Raw genomic sequence first — 15,689 nt, 5'->3', positions numbered from 1 at the left:
GTTGGGGCTCTCGGCGGTATCCGGCTCCCCTGCCACGCGCTCAATGCGAGCGGCGGCTCCCTCTTCTCCCTCCCCCCTTCTGGGGGAGGGTCGGGGAGGGGGGAGCTCGGGCGCCGACATCGGCTACTTGGTGACCGTCGGGCCGACCACCTCGACGCTGCCGGTGTCGGTGTGCGCCTGGCGGTCGGGGTCGTACATGTCCTCGACGATCGCGGCCGGATGGACGAAACGGCCCGGCGAGACGGCGCGGACGCCATAGGCGACCGAGAACTCGACCGGATCCTCCGCGCTGCGCGTCAGCGCCGCCATGAAGCGGTCCGTCCGCGCCTCGGTATGGGCGACGCTGCGCTCGACCTGCAGCCACTCATAGCTGGAGGTGTTGCCCGAGCTCGAGATGTTGGGATTCTCGATCTCGAAGCCGGCGGGCAGCGGATCGACCACCATCAGCCGGCCGAAGCGCTTCTCGTCGGCGGTGACGGTGAGTACCACGACGAGCCGGTCGTTCTGCGCCACCGTCGCCGGGTCCGCCTCGGTGCCATCGGTGTTGTAATAGGTCCGCGTGATGGTGAAGCCGTCGCCGCCGGCCGGCTCGGGATCGAGCGGGATGCCGGTCAGCGTCAGCGCCGCGTCGAGCGGGATTTCAGAGGTGTTCTCGATCACCAGTGGCCGGCTCGCGACATCCGAGCCGAGGATCTTGCGATAGAGCGGCACCTCGGCCTTGTTGCCGTCGACGTCGAGCGACGCGCTCTGGAGATCCTTCATCAGCGAGGCCGCCGCCATCAGCATCCAGCCCTGCTCCTGGGTCGAGATGAAGCGGCGCTGGTTGCGCGTCTCGGCGACGGTGTCGACGAGCGCCGTCACCGCCGGCGTCTTTCCTTCCGTCTCGGCGACGAGTGCAAGCACGGCGGCCTGGTCGCGGAGCGCCGAACCGTAGTCGTCGCGATAGGCTGGCTGCGGACCGTAGCCCGCCTTCACGTTCTCGACCGCGACCTTGAACACGTTCTCGGCGCGGGCCTTGTCGCCATAAAGCGCGAGGCCGGCACCGATCTGCGCCTGGGCGAGCGGCGTCGCGAAATTGCCGAGCTTGGTCTCGCCGTAATAGCGCAGGTCGCCGATCGCCGCCTTGCCGTTCGCCGCCAGCACATAGAGGCTGTAGGCGACGGCCTCGCCGCCACGATCGAAGTCCTGCGCATAGCCGACGCGGTTCTGCAGATTGTCCAGCGCGTTGTTGAACGCGACGTCCGGCACGTCATAGCCGACCGCGCGGGCGCGGGTCAGGAAGTCCGTGACGAAGGCGTCGAGCCAGAGATCGTCATATCCCGGTCCCCAGAGGCCGAACGAGCCCGAAGCGGCCTGGTTGTCGAGGACATTGCCGATCGCCGCCTGCACGCGCTTGCGGATCTCGCTGTCCTGCGCGATGCCGATCGTCGCCGCCACCTGGTTCAGATAGAGCAGCGGCATGGCCCGCGAGGTGATCTGCTCGGTGCAGCCATAGGGGTAGCGGTCGAGCGAGGCGAGGATGGCCGCGACGTCGAGCTTGGCGGAACCGCCGACGGCGATTGTCGCGCTGGTCGTATCGGGCTTGAACTCGGCGAAGGCGCCGTCGTCGACCCTGAGCTTGGCTCCCGGCGCCATCGAGATCAGCGAGCGGCGCGAGATCGGCTGCCCGGCCGGGCGGATGCCGAGCATATAGGTGCGGCCGAAGCTCTCGCCGTTCGGCCCGTTGAGCGTCACGGTGATCTGATGGTCGCCGATCATCTCGGCCGTGATCGGCAATGCGACGCTGGTGCGCGCCTTCTCTTCTAGGCGGATGCCGCGATCGTCGTCGCCGGCCTGCATGGTGACGCCGGGCGCATCAACGGCCAGGCGGTAGTCACCCGCCGCGCCCTCGACATTGTCGAGCTCGACCAGGATGCGGCTGGCGTCGCCGGGCGTCATGAAGCGCGGCAGGCTCGCCATCACCACGATCGGGTCGCGGACGATGATGTCCTTTTCCGCATGGCCGACGCCATCCTTCGACCAGGCGATGGCCATCACGCGCACCGTGCCGTTGAAGTCGGGCAGGTCGAAGGTGACGGTCGCCTTGCCGTCCGCCCCGACCTTCACGATGCCGGAATAGTAGGCGATCAGCTTTTCGGTCGGGGGCGGCGCCTTGAGGCCCGCCGCGCCGCCGTCGCCGCCCGAGCGCAGCTTGCCGGGAATGCCCTGCATGCGGTCGATGAGCTGGCCGTAGAGATCGCGGAGCTCCATGCCGAGGCGGCGCTGGCTGAAATACCAGCCGTCCGGATCGGGGGTCTTGAAGGAGGTCAGGTTGAGGATGCCGACATCGACGGCCGCGACCGTGACGAAAGCCTCGGCGCCCGGCGCGAGATTGTCGATCGAGACCGGGATCGCCAGCGGGCCGCGCGGGCGGATCTGCTCGTCGGCGTCGAGCGTCACCTTGAGGCGGCGGTCGCCGGGATCGACGGGCACCCAGGCGAGGCCGAGCGCACGCGTCGGCATGCGCTTGGCGGCGACGTCCATCGGCCGGTAGAGCGCGGCGGTCACATAGGCGCCGGGGCCCCAGTTGGCGGTGACAGGCAGGTCGACGGTGGTGCCGCCTTCCGGGACGCTCACCGTCTTCATGTCGATGACGCGGTCGTCGATCACGAGAATCTGCGCGATGCCGGGGAAGCGCGGATCGAGCCGCAGCTTCGCGGTGTCGCCGACCTTGTAGTCGGGCTTGTCCATGGAGACGGCGAGCATGTCCGGCGTCTCGGACTGCGCCGAGGCGTCGACATACCAGCCGGCGTCGAAATCGACGCTGGACGAGGTGGCGAGTTCGTCGGAGAGCGAGACGGTCAGGCGATAATGGCCCCAGTCGACCTTGGCCGAGACCGGGGCGGAACCGCTGGCCGGGAGATCGACGGTGCCGTTCGCCACGCGGCTCGATGTCGTGATCGGCTCGTATTTCCAGGCGCCGTCGCGGCGATACCACTGGTAGTTGGTTTCGATCCGGTCGAGCGACCAGCTGGCGCCCGGTGCCGCGATCTGCGCGCCGTCGGCCCCGACTGCGATCAGCTCGAAGGCGGCATTGCTGCCCTCCGCCACGCTGCCGCCCTCGAAGCCCGGCTTGATGCCGATATGCGGGCCGCCGGCATTGGCTGGCAGCTTCAACCGTCGTTCGACGGCGCGGCCATTGGTGTCGGTCACGCGGACGACGATCTCGGCGTCGAAGAGCTTGGTCGTCTCCGGGAGTGCCGGCACCGTGACGTCGAGGGTCGCGCGGCCCTCCTCGTCGGTGACGGCCGTGCTGCCCAGCGAATCGCGCACCGCCTCGACCGGGTCGTCGGAGAGGCCGAAACTGTAGCCGGGATAGCCGGCGAGGCTGGTGGTCGGCGTCGCGATGAAATCGCCGTCGACGCCGAGGCCGACCGCGTTTGCGCCGTAGAGGTATTTGGCGGTGAGATCGATCGGGAACTCGTCGCCCGAGACGAGCCGCGTCGCCGAGGTGGAGAGCTCGAAGGCGATCCGCTCCGGCTCGAAATCATCGACCAGCGCCGAGATGTCGGCGAGGGCAGACCCTTCCGGGTCGGCGAAGAGCTGGAAGCGCCATGCGCCGCGCTGTGCGCCGTCCGGCAGCGTCACGTCGTCGCTGTAGCCGCCGAGGCCGCCATCGGGAAGCTGCTTGCGCAGGAACTCGACGCCGTCCGGGCGGTCGACGACGAGGGTGAGGGGCAGTCCGGGCACGGCGCGCGCCTGCGCGTCGCGCAGCAGCGCGGTGAGGTGCACCGTCTCGCCAGGGCGATAGATGCCGCGCTCGGTGGTGAAGAAGGTATCGAGCTTGCCCGGCGCCGGCCGGCCGTCGACGCCGCGGTCGGTGAGGTCGAAAGCGGTCTTCTTGAGATCGAGGAAGGCGTAGTCGCCCTTCTCGGTCTCGGCCACGAGGAGCTGGGGCGCCATGCCGCCGGTGCCGCGGGCGAGACCGGGCTCGAAGCGGACATAGCCGTCGGCATCCGTCCGACCCTCGCCGAGCACCTCGTCATTGGTCGCGACCAGCCTGACCTTGACCCCCGCGAGGCCCTCGGCGCTGTTCAGCGAGCGGACGATGGCGTGGATGCCGTCGGTGCCGGAAAGCGCCGACAGGCCGAGATCGGAGACGATGAACCACTGCGTCGCGAGGTCGCCGTAATAGCTGGCGTCGTTGGTCTTCGCCCGCGCCGTGATGACATAGACGCCCGGCTCGACGGTCTTCAGCGCGTCCCCGATCGGGATTGCCGTGGTGACCGTCTCGTTCAGCTTCGAGGTCACCTCGATCTCGCCGGTCCAGATCTCCTGGCCGGACTGGCTGGCGATCTGGTCGGCCGAATAGGTGTCGAGCTGGCGCAGGAAGGTGCCGTCGCGGACCGCGACCGCCACCGAGCGGTCGCCGATCCGGTAGACGGTGGCGGCGATCCGGTCGGTGTTGATCGAGTTGATCGGGATCGACGCGCCCTGGCCGGCGGGCAGCACATAGGCGTTGCCGGCGAATCCCGCCCAGGGGTCGCGGTCGCGCACATAGCTGGAGATTTCGGCCGATTGCGCGAGCGTCTCGCCATCGGCGGAAGGCAGGCCGGCGCGGATGCGCATCGTGTAGCGGTTGCCGTGCTTGAGGCCGCTGGCGCAGATCTGGTTGTCCTCGGGCTCGACGGCGAGGCCGCTGCCCCCTTCGACCACGACGAAATCAGCGAGCTTCGGATCGGAGACCGGCAGCGGATCGGAGAAGACGACGCACATGCGCGGCGTCTCGGCATCGGCGTCGACGCTGTTCGAGACGATGCGGAAGCCATGCTCGCGCACAGCCGTGTCGAGCGCGGTACGGATCGCCTTGTCCTCGCGCAGCGTCAGCGCGAAGCGATAGGTGCGGATCGCCTCGCGCCACATCTCGCGCTTCTCGAGCGCGCGCCCGAGAAGGCCGAGCGCCAGCACCTGGTCGCCGGCGCTCGCGGAGCGGAGATAGGCGTTGATCGCGGCAGAGGAGGCCGACTGCGCCGCCTGCTGCCGCTCGCCCGAATCCTGCGGATTCTGGCTGAGGAAGGCGGCCGCGAATTCGCGCCACACGGCCGGATCGTCGGGGAGGATGGCGAGCATCGCGCCGTAGGCGCGCGCGGCGGCCACCGCATCGCGGCCGATCGCCGGCGCCGCGGTGGTCTTCGCAATCGCGGCATAGCCGAAGCCGTTGGCCGGATAGGCGGAGGCGAGGCCGCCGAGCTGCGCCTTGGCCTCGTCGAAGGGGCCCGGCCCGAGGAAGGCCAGTTCGTCCGTGCGCTTGGTGGAGAGACTCTCGGCCACGGGCTTTACCGTGACGACGCGGCCGGCGATCGCGTTGACCGCGGATCCCAGCGGACCGAAGTCGTTCTTGAGGAAGCACCAGCGCGCCTTGGTGTTGTAGGTGAAGGCGCGGCAGCTGGTGTCGGAAGCGCAGGCCGAGGAGCAGGCCGCGACGTCGACATCCTTCAGAGTCTGGTAGTCGAAGCCGGCATAATCGGCGTTCTTCGTCGTGATGACGCTGCGGTCGGCCGCCGAGGCCGGGCCGCCGGATGCGAGGCCGCCCGCGGCGAGCAGCGACAGCGCCACGATCCTCAGAACGCGCTTCAGACGGACCATCGTCTCCTCCCGAGCAGGTCGCCAGCCTCAAAGGCGGCCGCAGTCTACGTCCGCGGCGGCGCCGGGTCAAAGCGCCGACGCTCACGCCGCGACTTGCCCAAGCCTTTGTCCAGACTCGCGATTTGCCGATTGCCGGAAGCGGCTGTGATAGCCGTCACAGGGCCTTACGCCTCGCCGAGCGCGGTCAGGGCCATCACCGCGGCCGAGGCCCGGTTCTCGACGCCCAGCTTCTGGTAGATCTGCTCCAGATGCTTGTTCACGGTGCGCGGCGAGAGGCCGAGGATGTCGCCGATGTCGCGGTTGGACTTGCCGCGCGCGATCCAGAACAGAACCTCTGCCTCGCGCGCCGTCACCGGGAAATGGCGGCGCAGCAGCGCTTCCCTGCCGCCGGAGTCCTCGCTCGTGAGGCGGAACAGGAACTCGTCCTCGCCGGTCGTCCCGAGATAGGTGAGCTGAAGCTGGCGCCCATCGGCCGAGACGATCGGCGCCGGCGGCGGCATGGTGCCGCGCTGGCCGACGGAGAGCTTGAGCCAGACCTTGACGTTCTCGGGCAGGAGAATGGTGCCGTTCTCGGCCGGCAGCGCCGCTTCCAGAAGCTTCACGGCCTGCGGCGTGCACCAGAGGATTTCACCGAGCCCATTCGCGGCGAGAAGGTAGCGCCCGGCGGTGTCGAGCGCGAGGCGCGCGCTCTGCGCCGTGCGGGCATTGGCGAGATGCACGCGGATGCGCGCCAGCAGCACGTCGAGCACGATCGGCTTGGTCACATAGTCGACGCCGCCGGCCTCCAGCCCTTCGACGATATGTTCGGGCTCCGCGAGGCCGGTCATGAAGATGACCGGCACATGGGCGAGCGCGGCATTGGCCTTGAGGCGGCGGCAGGTCTCGAAGCCGTCCATTCCGGGCATCACCGCGTCCATGAGGATGATGTCGGGCGTGATGCGCTCGACGAGGTTCAGCGCGCGCGCACCCTCGGTCGCGACCAGCACGGTGGCGCCGGAATGCTCCAGCGCATCGGTGAGGAAACTCAGCGTCTCGGGCGAATCGTCGACGACGAGCACGATGTCGCGGGCCTTGGAGATTTCAGCCATCGCCGCCGATCGCCTCCAGTGCGGACGTGTAGCCGTCGAAATCGAAGTTTCTCAGATGCGCGCGCATGGCGGCGACGAAGGCCCGGTTTTCGGCGTCGGCGTCGAGCTGGTCGAGCTTCGACTCGATGCCGCGGACATAGCCGATGCGCCCGAGATGGAGAAGCTCGGCCACATGCTCGGTGCCGGGACTGCGGAAGGGCGCCGCCTCTGTGCGCGGCTGCGCCGCCGCGGCGGCGTCTGAGATCCAGTCGAGCTTCAGCAGCGCCTGCACGCGGTCGAGCAACTGGCGCATGTCGAAGGGCTTCGCGAGTGCATCGTCGTGAACCGCATCCTCGGCGCTGCCCGGCTCCATCTCGCCGAGATTGGCCGAGAGCATGAGGATCGGCGCCTGCTGGCCGTCGGCGCGCAGCCGCCGCGCGAGCTGCCAGCCATTCATGCCGGGCATCGAGATGTCGAGCAGGAACAGGTCCGGCCGGATGTCGCCGGTGAGGGCGAGGCAGGCCGGCGCGTCCCCGACCGCCAGCACGATGAAGCCGAGCGGCTCCAGGATATGGCGCACCAGCTCGCGGTGATCCTCGTCGTCGTCGCAAACGAGCACCGTCCGCCGCGGTCCGTCATAGCCGTGGATATGCTGGGCCGGCTGCGGCAGCGGCGCCGTCGGCCGCTCGATCGAGGCGAGCATCAGCCGCACCTCGAAGCGGCTGCCGCGCCCGACCGCGCTTTCGACCGTGACGTCGCCGCCCATCAGCTGCGCCAGCATCTTGGTGATCGTGAGCCCGAGCCCTGTGCCCGGCACGGCGCGCGAGCGGGTCGAGCTGCCGCGCTCGAACGGCTCGAAGATGCGCTCGAGATCGTCCTCGGGGATGCCTGGGCCGGTATCCTCGACCGTGATCGTCGCGATCTGGTGGCGATAGGAGACCGCGAGGCGCACCGAGCCGTGCTCGGTAAACTTGATGGCGTTCGAGAGCAGATTGACGAGGATCTGGCGCAGCCGCTTCTCGTCGGTCGCGACGATGCCGGGCAGGTAGCGGGGCCGGTCATAGGAGAAGGCGAGGCCCTTGCCCTCCGCCTGGAAGCGGAACATGTCGACGATCTGGTCGAGGAAATCGTCGAGCCGCACCTCGTTGCGCTGCAGTTGCAGGCGTCCCGTCTCGATGCGGGAAATCTCGAGCAATCCGTCGATGAGGCCCGAAAGATGCTCGGCGCTCCTGCGGATGACGCGGATGCGGTCCTGCCGCGAGGGCGCGATCGTCTCGTCGCGCTCGAGGATCTGCGCATAGCCGAACACGGCGTTGAGAGGCGTGCGCAACTCATGGGAGAGGCCGACGAGATAGCGGCTCTTCGCCTGGTTGGCCGCCTCGGCCGCCTCCTTGGCACGCTGGAGCGCGGCGTCGGTGCGCCGGTGCGCCTGGATTTCGCGGAGCAGCAGCGTGTTCTGCCGCACCGATTCCTCCTGCGCGACGTGCCGGCTCTCATTGGCGAGCACCAGGAACCAGGAGGCAATGCCCGCGACGATGAACAGGATGAAGAAGGCCGCCCACAGCGTCTGGCCGATGATCGCGTCATGCGCGCCGCCATGCGCCGTCGCCTGCACATGGATCAACATCAGCACCAGGCTGATGACCGCCATGAACAGGGTAAGGATGCCGAGATACTGCACGATGCGCGGCGAGATGCGGGCCGCCATGGACGGCGGAAGCACGGCCGAGACGGCCGTCGACACCTGGCTCTGGAGCCGCGCATGCGGCTTGCAGAGATCGTGGCAGCGCGCGTCGAGCGAGCAGCAGAGCGAGCAGATCGGCCCCGAATAGGCGGGGCAGTGGGCCATGTCCTCGGGCTCGAACGGGTGTTCGCAGACCGAGCACACGATCTCGCGGCGCTGGGCCCATTCCGCGCGCGGCTTGCGCGCCAGGTAGTAGCGGCCCTTGGTGACATAGGCGATCGCCGGCGCGGCGACGAGCGCGAGGCCGAGCGCGATGAACGGCGCCAGCGCCTTCGCGACCTCGCCGAAGAGCCCGACGGCGGCGATCAGCGCCACCGCGGCGGCGATGGCCATCGCACCGACGCCGACCGGGTTGATGTCGTAGAGATGGGCACGCTTGAATTCGATGCCGGGCGGCGAGAGGCCAAGCGGCTTGTTGATGGCGAGATCGGCGACAATCGTTCCGAGCCAGGCGACGGCGACGACCGAGAAGAGGCCGAGCGTCTGCTCCAGCGCCCGGTAGATGCCGAGTTCCATCAGAAGCAGCGCGATGGCGACGTTGAACATCAGCCAGACGACGCGGCCGGGATGGCTGTGCGTCAGCCGCGAGAAGAAGTTCGACCAGGCGAGCGACCCGGCATAGGCGTTCATGACGTTGATCTTCAGCTGCGACACCACGACGAAGGCGGCGGTCAGGAAGATCGCGGCATCCGTCCAGGGCAGCACATAGCCGAAGGCGACGACATACATCTGCGCCGGCTCGGCGGCATGACTGGCCGGCACGCCGTGGCGGAGCGCCAGCACCGCGAGGAAGGAGCCGAACAGGAGCTTCGGCGCGCCGACGATGATCCAGCCGGCGCCCGCGAGCAGCGTGGCGATGCGCCCGCGCCGGCCGGTCAGGCCCTGTGCCGGCAGGAAGCGCAGGATGTCGACCTGCTCGCCGATCTGCGGCATCAGGCCGAGAATAACCGAGCAGGAGGCGCCGAAGGCCACGAGGCCGAGCCCATGGCCGCCATCGCCGGAGAGCCCCTCGAAGGCCAGCCACTCCGAGACCGAGCCGCCGTCCTGCCAGAGAATGAAGCCGACGGGCAGCAGGTTGAGCCCGATCCACAGCGGCTGCGTGGCGAGCTGAAAGCGGCTGATCCACGTGATGCCGTGCGTCACCAGCGGGATCACCGCCGCCGCCGAGAGAATGTAGCCGAGCCAGATCGGGATGCCGAAGGCGAGCTCCAGCGCCGTCGTCATGATCGAGGCTTCGATCGCGAACAGGATGAAGGTGAAGGTCGCGTAGATCAGCGACGTGATCGTCGAGCCGATATAGCCGAAGCCGGCGCCGCGCGTGAGGAGATCGATGTCGACGCCGTAGCGCGAGGCGTAGCGGGCGATCGGCAGGCCGGTCACGAACAGGACAATACCGACCACCAGCGTCGCGGCCAGCACGTTCGACGTGCCGTGCGAGAGTGTGATGGCGCCGCCGATCGCTTCCAGCGCCAGGAACGAAATGGCGCCGATCGCCGTCTGCGACACGCGTCCGGTCGAGAAGCGGCGCGCACTCTTCGCCGTGAAGCGCAGCGCGTAGTCCTCGAGCGTCTGGTTCGCGACCCAGCGGTTGTATTCGCGTCGGATCGGCAGGATCCGCTGTCGTCCCGCCATCGGCTCCCTGCCCAGTTTCGAGGCGTGCACAGTGTTCGGGCGACAGTAGCGGATCGCCGGGGCGGCGCAAAGGGCAGGCGGGGCCTCGATTCCTGCCGGGGCGAGCCGGTCGCTGCGCTGCGCCTACGTTAATCGACGTATATGCCGCACTGCGGAATTCCGCCGAAACTCCCTTCGAGCGTCATGGGCGGCGACCTCCACCGAACTCGCCCGTGCCGTTTCGGGAACGACGGAAACCAGAAACGACGCATCGCCCGGGCAAGCCTGCGGCGGCGTCCGAGCAGGGGGAATTCCTCGAAAATGTTGAAGCGATTTGGCCGAACCCTCGGCGCGCTTGCGACGGCGGCGATGATCGGCGCCGGCGTCTCCGGCGCCCACGCCGCCGACGATACGATCAAGGTCGGCATCCTGCACTCGCTGTCGGGCACGATGGCGATCTCGGAGACCACCCTCAAGGACACGGTGCTCTTCCTCATCGACGAGCAGAACAAGAAGGGCGGCGTCCTCGGCAAGAAGCTCGAGGCGGTCGTCGTCGATCCGGCCTCCAACTGGCCGCTCTTCGCCGAGAAGGCGCGCGAGCTGATCAGCCAGGACAAGGTCGCCGTCGTGTTCGGCTGCTGGACCTCGGTCAGCCGCAAGTCGGTTCTGCCGGTGTTCAAGGAGCTGAATTCGATCCTCTTCTATCCCGTCCAGTACGAGGGCGAGGAGAGCGAGCGCAACGTCTTCTACACGGGCGCCGCGCCGAACCAGCAGGCCATCCCGGCCGTCGACTACCTGATGAGCGAGGAAGGCGGCGGCGTGAAGCGCTGGGTGCTGGAAGGCACCGACTACGTCTATCCGCGCACGACCAACAAGATCCTCGAGGCCTATCTGAAGGCCAAGGGCGTCCCCGCCGAAGACATCATGATCAACTACACGCCGTTCGGCTTCTCCGACTGGCAGACCGAAGTGGCCGCGATCAAGAAGTTCGGCTCGGAAGGCAAGAAGACCGCGGTGGTCTCGACCGTCAACGGCGATGCCAACGTGCCGTTCTACAAGGAGCTCGGCAACCAGGGCATCAAGGCCGAGGACATCCCGGTCGTCGCCTTCTCGGTGGGTGAGGAAGAGCTCGCCGGCATCGACACCGCCCCGCTCGTCGGCCATCTCGCCGCCTGGAACTACTTCCAGTCGATCGACACGCCGGAGAACGAGGACTTCATCAAGAAGTGGCACGCGTTCATCAAGAACGACAAGCGCACGACCAATGACCCGATGGAAGCCACCTATATCGGCTTCAACGCCTGGGTCCAGGCCGTCGAGAAGGCCGGCACCACCGATCCGGACAAGGTCATCGACGCGCTGATCGGCGTCTCGGTGCCGAACCTGACGGGCGGCTTCTCCACCGTCATGCCGAACCACCACATCACAAAGCCCGTCTTCATCGGCGAGATCCAGGACAACGGCCAGCTCGACGTCGTGTGGCAGACCCCCGGCCTCGTCGTCGGCGACGAGTGGTCGGACTACCTGCCCGACTCGGCCGACCTGATCTCGGATTGGCGCGCGCCGATGTCCTGCGGCAACTTCAATGTCAAGACCGGCAAGTGCGGCGGTTCCTGATGGTGCGGTTCCCGACGGGCGGATCCTGACCTCCGCCTGACCGTCGGCGGCACGGCTCCTGCCGGACGACAGGTCCGACAGGCGCCGGCGCCGCCGGCGACGACGAAACGGGAAGGCGGCCTTCGCCTCCCGGCCTCCAGCGGCTGAAGGGTGTTTCGTGCGCCCGGCGCCGCTCCGCATCCCGGAGACAAGGCCTTGACGATGCTTCGCCTGCCCAAGCCGTTCCTCGTCCTGCTCCTCGCGCTCATGGCCGCCTTCGTCCTGATGCGCCCCGCCGCTGCCGCCGATATCCACGCCGAGGTCAACGCGCTCGGCCAGGGCGACTATGCAGCGCTGGAAAAGGCGATCGGCGCGCTCGCCGCGACCGGCGATCCGGCAGCCGCCGGCGTGCTCGACGCGCTGTCGAATGGCGATCTCTATGTCCGCAAGTCCGACGGCGCCGTGTTCAAGGCGACGCGGGCCGACGACGGCTACACGCTGATCGATCCGGTGACGGGCGCCGAGGCCGGCAGTGCCGGACGTTCCGACGTCACCAAGATCAGGGTCAACAACAAGATCCGCGGCGCCGTCCGCGCCGCGTCCGGCTCTCTGACGCTGATGAGCCCCGACCCGGCCAAGCGCCTTTCGGCCGCCAGCGACGTGCTGAAGAGCGGCGACCCGGCCCAGATCCCGCTGCTCGACGAGGCCATTTCCCGCGAGAGCGACGCCGGCATCAAGCGCGTGCTCGAGCAGGCGCGCGCCGCAGCGGTGCTGAAATCCGACCTTCCCTCCGCCGACAAGGTGGCCGCCGTCGGCGTCATCGCTGCGCGCGGCGACCAGGAGGCGCTCGGCATCCTGACGACGGCGTCGGGCAGCGATGATCCGGCCATCAAGGCCGCGGCCGAGGAGGCCGTCGCCTCGATCCAGGGCCAGCTGCAGCTCTGGCAGGGCGTCCAGAACATCTGGTACGGCGTCTCGCTCGGGTCGGTGCTGCTTCTCGCCGCCATCGGCCTCGCCATCACCTTCGGCGTGATGGGCATCATCAACATGGCGCATGGCGAGATGGTCATGCTCGGCGCCTACACGACCTTCGTCGTGCAGGAGACGATCCGGAACCACTATCCGGGCCTGTTCGACTGGTCGCTCGCCATCGCTCTGCCGCTCGCCTTCCTCGTCTCCGGCGCGGTCGGCATCCTGATCGAGCGCTCGGTGATCCGCTTTCTCTACGGCCGTCCGCTCGAGACGCTGCTCGCGACCTGGGGCGTGTCGCTGATCCTGCAGCAGGCGGTGCGCACCTGGTTTGGTCCCAACAACCGCGAGGTCGGCAACCCCTCCTGGATGTCGGGAACCTTCGACCTCGGCCATATCGCGATCACCTACAACCGCATGTGGATCGTGGTCTTCGCGCTCGGCGTCTTCGCGGTTCTGATGCTGGTGCTGAAGCGCACGCCCTTCGGCCTGCAGACCCGCGCGGTGACGCAGAACCGCCCGATGGCTTCCTCCATGGGCATCCGCACGCCCTGGGTGGACGCCTTCACCTTCGGCCTCGGCTCGGGCATCGCGGGCATCGCGGGCGTCGCGCTGTCGCAGATCGACAATGTGAGCCCCAATCTCGGCCAGAGCTACATCATCGACAGCTTCATGGTCGTGGTATTCGGTGGCGTCGGCAATCTCTGGGGCACGCTGGTCGGCGCCTTCACGCTCGGCATCGCCAACAAGTTCATCGAGCCCTATGCCGGCGCCGTGCTCGCCAAGATCCTGGTGCTCGTCTTCATCATCCTGTTCATCCAGAAGCGTCCGCGGGGCCTCTTCGCCCTCAAGGGCCGCTCGGTGGAGGCGTGATCATGCTGGCTCGGGCGATGCGATATCTGGATCTGCCGCTTCTCCGGCTGGAGACCCCCCTCTGCAGCTCTCCCCAACGAGGGGGGAGAGGGCTGGCCGAGCGCGTCATCGGGGTCGTGCATTCTTCCTTCACCTCCACCCTCGTGGGGGAGGCCGGGAGAGGGGGCGCCGGGGCCGCGCGTCGTGATCGGACCCATGCGAACGGAGCCGCGTCATGATCACCGCCTTCATTCTCCGCGGGCTCGACCGCAACACATGGATCGTGCTCGGCCTGCTGCTGGCGGTCGGCATCGTCCTGCCGCTCCTCAGCCTCACTGATCCGTCCTTTCCCCTGCACATCCCGACCTATGCCATCGCGCTGATCGGCAAATATCTGTGCTATGCGCTGCTTGCGCTCTCGGTCGACCTCGTCTGGGGCTATTGCGGCATTCTCTCGCTCGGCCATGCGGCGTTCTTCGCGCTCGGCGGCTATGCGATGGGCATGTATCTGATGCGCCAGATCGGCGCGCGCGGCGTCTATGCCAATCCGATCCTGCCGGATTTCATGGTCTTCCTGAACTGGCAGGAATTGCCTTGGTTCTGGTACGGCTTCGACCATTTCTGGTTCGCCGCGCTGATGATCCTCGCGGTGCCCGGGCTGCTCGCCTTCGTCTTCGGCTGGTTCGCCTTCCGCTCACGCGTCACCGGCGTCTATCTCTCGATCATCACGCAGGCGATGACCTATGCCCTGCTGCTCGCCTTCTTCCGCAACGACATGGGCTTCGGCGGCAATAACGGCCTGACCGACTTCAAGGACATCCTCGGCTTCAACATCCAGGCGCCCGAGACGCGGGGCGTGCTGTTCTTCGCCTCCGCGCTGGCGCTGGCGCTCGGCTTCCTGATCTGCCGCGCGGTCATCATGTCGAAATTCGGCAAGGTGCTGGTTGCGGTGCGCGATGCCGAGAGCCGCACCCGCTTCATCGGCTACCGCGTCGAGGGCTACAAGCTCGTCGTCTTCGTTCTCTCGGCGATGATGGCCGGCGTCGCCGGCTCACTCTATGTCCCGCAGATCGGCATCATCAACCCGGGCGAATTCGCGCCGGCCAACTCGATCGAGGCCGTCATCTGGGTGGCAGTCGGCGGCCGCGGCACGCTGATCGGGCCGATCGTCGGCGCGCTGCTCGTCAATTTCGGCAAGACCTGGTTCACCAGCGGCCTTCTCGCCGAATACTGGCTGTTCGTGCTCGGCGCGCTGTTCATCGCGGTGACGCTGTTCCTGCCGAAGGGCGTCGTCGGCACGCTGCTCGCCCGCAGCCGCCAGAAGCCTGCGCCGGGTGCCAAGCCCGATGCCTCGCCCATCGATGCCAGCCGCGCAGCGGAGGAAGGCGCATGACCGTGACGCTCGAACCGACCGCCCCGGCGACGCAGGCCGGGAAGGCAGGCCACGAAAAGGCCAGCCACGAAAAGGCGAAGAACTCGCTGCTCTATCTCGACGGCGTTTCCGTCTCCTTCGACGGCTTCAAGGCGCTGCGCTCGCTGTCACTGGTGATCGAGCCGGGCGAGATGCGGGCCATCATCGGCCCGAACGGCGCCGGCAAGACGACCATGATGGATGTCATCACCGGCAAGACCAAGCCGGACGAGGGCGACGTCTATTTTGCAGGCACGACCGACCTGACGAGGCTCGACGAGGCCGCCATCGCCTCGCTCGGCATCGGCCGGAAGTTCCAGAAGCCGACCGTCTTCGAGAGCCACACCGTCTGGGACAATCTCGAGCTGGCGCTCGCCGGCGTCCGGCGGCCGTTCGCGACGCTCTTTCACCGCACCAGCCGCAAGGAGATCGAGCGCATCGAGGAACTGCTCTCGATCATCCGCCTCGGCGACAAACGGAACTGGCTCGCCGCCAATCTCTCGCATGGCCAGAAGCAATGGCTGGAGATCGGCATGCTGCTGGCGCAGGAGCCGCAGCTTCTGCTGGTCGACGAGCCGGTGGCCGGCATGACCGACGCGGAGACGCGCGAGACGGCGGCGCTCCTGAAGGAGATCGCCAAGACCAAATCGGTGGTCGTGGTCGAGCACGACATGACCTTCGTGCGCGACCTCGACGTGAAGGTCACCGTGCTCCACCAGGGTTCGGTGCTCTCGGAAGGCACGCTCGACGCCGTCTCGGCCGATCCGACGGTGATCGAGGTCTATCTCGGAAGGTAGGGCGATCATGACGGAAG

At 67.8% G+C, this 15,689-nt stretch carries 7 protein-coding genes; 4 read left to right on the top strand and 3 right to left on the bottom strand.

What is annotated here, in order from left to right; all coding sequences use genetic code 11:
• Window positions 1–123 precede the first annotated feature (123 nt).
• The 3 genes from QO015_RS08340 to QO015_RS08330 all read right to left on the bottom strand — a co-directional run bounded on the left by QO015_RS08340 (window position 124) and on the right by QO015_RS08330 (window position 10,068).
• The gene (locus QO015_RS08340; protein ID WP_266280123.1) at window positions 124–5,625 is read right to left on the bottom strand and encodes an alpha-2-macroglobulin family protein; all 5,502 of its coding nucleotides are present in this window, start codon (window positions 5,623–5,625) and stop codon (window positions 124–126) included.
• A 164-nt stretch (window positions 5,626–5,789) separates the two neighbouring features.
• Window positions 5,790–6,713 carry a response regulator transcription factor gene (locus QO015_RS08335; RefSeq protein WP_266280124.1) on the bottom strand — a complete coding sequence of 308 codons (924 nt, stop codon included), beginning with the start codon at window positions 6,711–6,713 and terminating at the stop codon, window positions 5,790–5,792.
• Window positions 6,706–10,068, bottom strand: a complete 3,363-nt coding sequence (locus tag QO015_RS08330; protein ID WP_266280126.1) for a hybrid sensor histidine kinase/response regulator — start codon at window positions 10,066–10,068, stop codon at window positions 6,706–6,708. Before QO015_RS08330 ends, QO015_RS08335 begins: the two co-directional genes overlap by 8 nt.
• 300 nt (window positions 10,069–10,368) lie before the next feature.
• Between QO015_RS08330 and urtA the strand changes: the two genes are divergently transcribed.
• From urtA to urtD, 4 genes are all read left to right on the top strand, one after another.
• Window positions 10,369–11,664, top strand: a complete 1,296-nt coding sequence (gene urtA, locus QO015_RS08325; RefSeq protein WP_266280127.1) for an urea ABC transporter substrate-binding protein — start codon at window positions 10,369–10,371, stop codon at window positions 11,662–11,664.
• A gap of 201 nt (window positions 11,665–11,865) precedes the next feature.
• On the top strand, window positions 11,866–13,485 hold the full coding sequence (urtB, locus tag QO015_RS08320) for an urea ABC transporter permease subunit UrtB (RefSeq protein WP_370877456.1): 1,620 nt from the start codon (window positions 11,866–11,868) through the stop codon (window positions 13,483–13,485).
• A gap of 214 nt (window positions 13,486–13,699) precedes the next feature.
• The gene (urtC, locus tag QO015_RS08315; protein ID WP_266280128.1) at window positions 13,700–14,857 is read left to right on the top strand and encodes an urea ABC transporter permease subunit UrtC; all 1,158 of its coding nucleotides are present in this window, start codon (window positions 13,700–13,702) and stop codon (window positions 14,855–14,857) included.
• Window positions 14,854–15,672, top strand: a complete 819-nt coding sequence (urtD, locus tag QO015_RS08310) for an urea ABC transporter ATP-binding protein UrtD (protein WP_266280129.1) — start codon at window positions 14,854–14,856, stop codon at window positions 15,670–15,672. The genes urtC and urtD overlap by 4 nt, the downstream gene beginning before the upstream one ends.
• The last annotated feature ends 17 nt before the right edge of the window (window positions 15,673–15,689 follow it).

The organism is Kaistia geumhonensis (genome assembly GCF_030815145.1).
Taxonomy (GTDB): domain Bacteria; phylum Pseudomonadota; class Alphaproteobacteria; order Rhizobiales; family Kaistiaceae; genus Kaistia; species Kaistia geumhonensis.
Note: the sequence above shows the minus strand (reverse complement) of the source record. Positions and strands in the feature narration are given on the sequence as shown.

Coding starts and splice junctions, on each gene's coding strand:
- QO015_RS08340 (WP_266280123.1), bottom strand. CDS start 5,625: ATGGTCCGTCTGAAGCGCGTTCTGAGGATCGTGGCGCTGTCGCTGCTC.
- QO015_RS08335 (WP_266280124.1), bottom strand. CDS start 6,713: ATGGCTGAAATCTCCAAGGCCCGCGACATCGTGCTCGTCGTCGACGAT.
- QO015_RS08330 (WP_266280126.1), bottom strand. CDS start 10,068: ATGGCGGGACGACAGCGGATCCTGCCGATCCGACGCGAATACAACCGC.
- urtA (WP_266280127.1), top strand. CDS start 10,369: ATGTTGAAGCGATTTGGCCGAACCCTCGGCGCGCTTGCGACGGCGGCG.
- urtB (WP_370877456.1), top strand. CDS start 11,866: ATGCTTCGCCTGCCCAAGCCGTTCCTCGTCCTGCTCCTCGCGCTCATG.
- urtC (WP_266280128.1), top strand. CDS start 13,700: ATGATCACCGCCTTCATTCTCCGCGGGCTCGACCGCAACACATGGATC.
- urtD (WP_266280129.1), top strand. CDS start 14,854: ATGACCGTGACGCTCGAACCGACCGCCCCGGCGACGCAGGCCGGGAAG.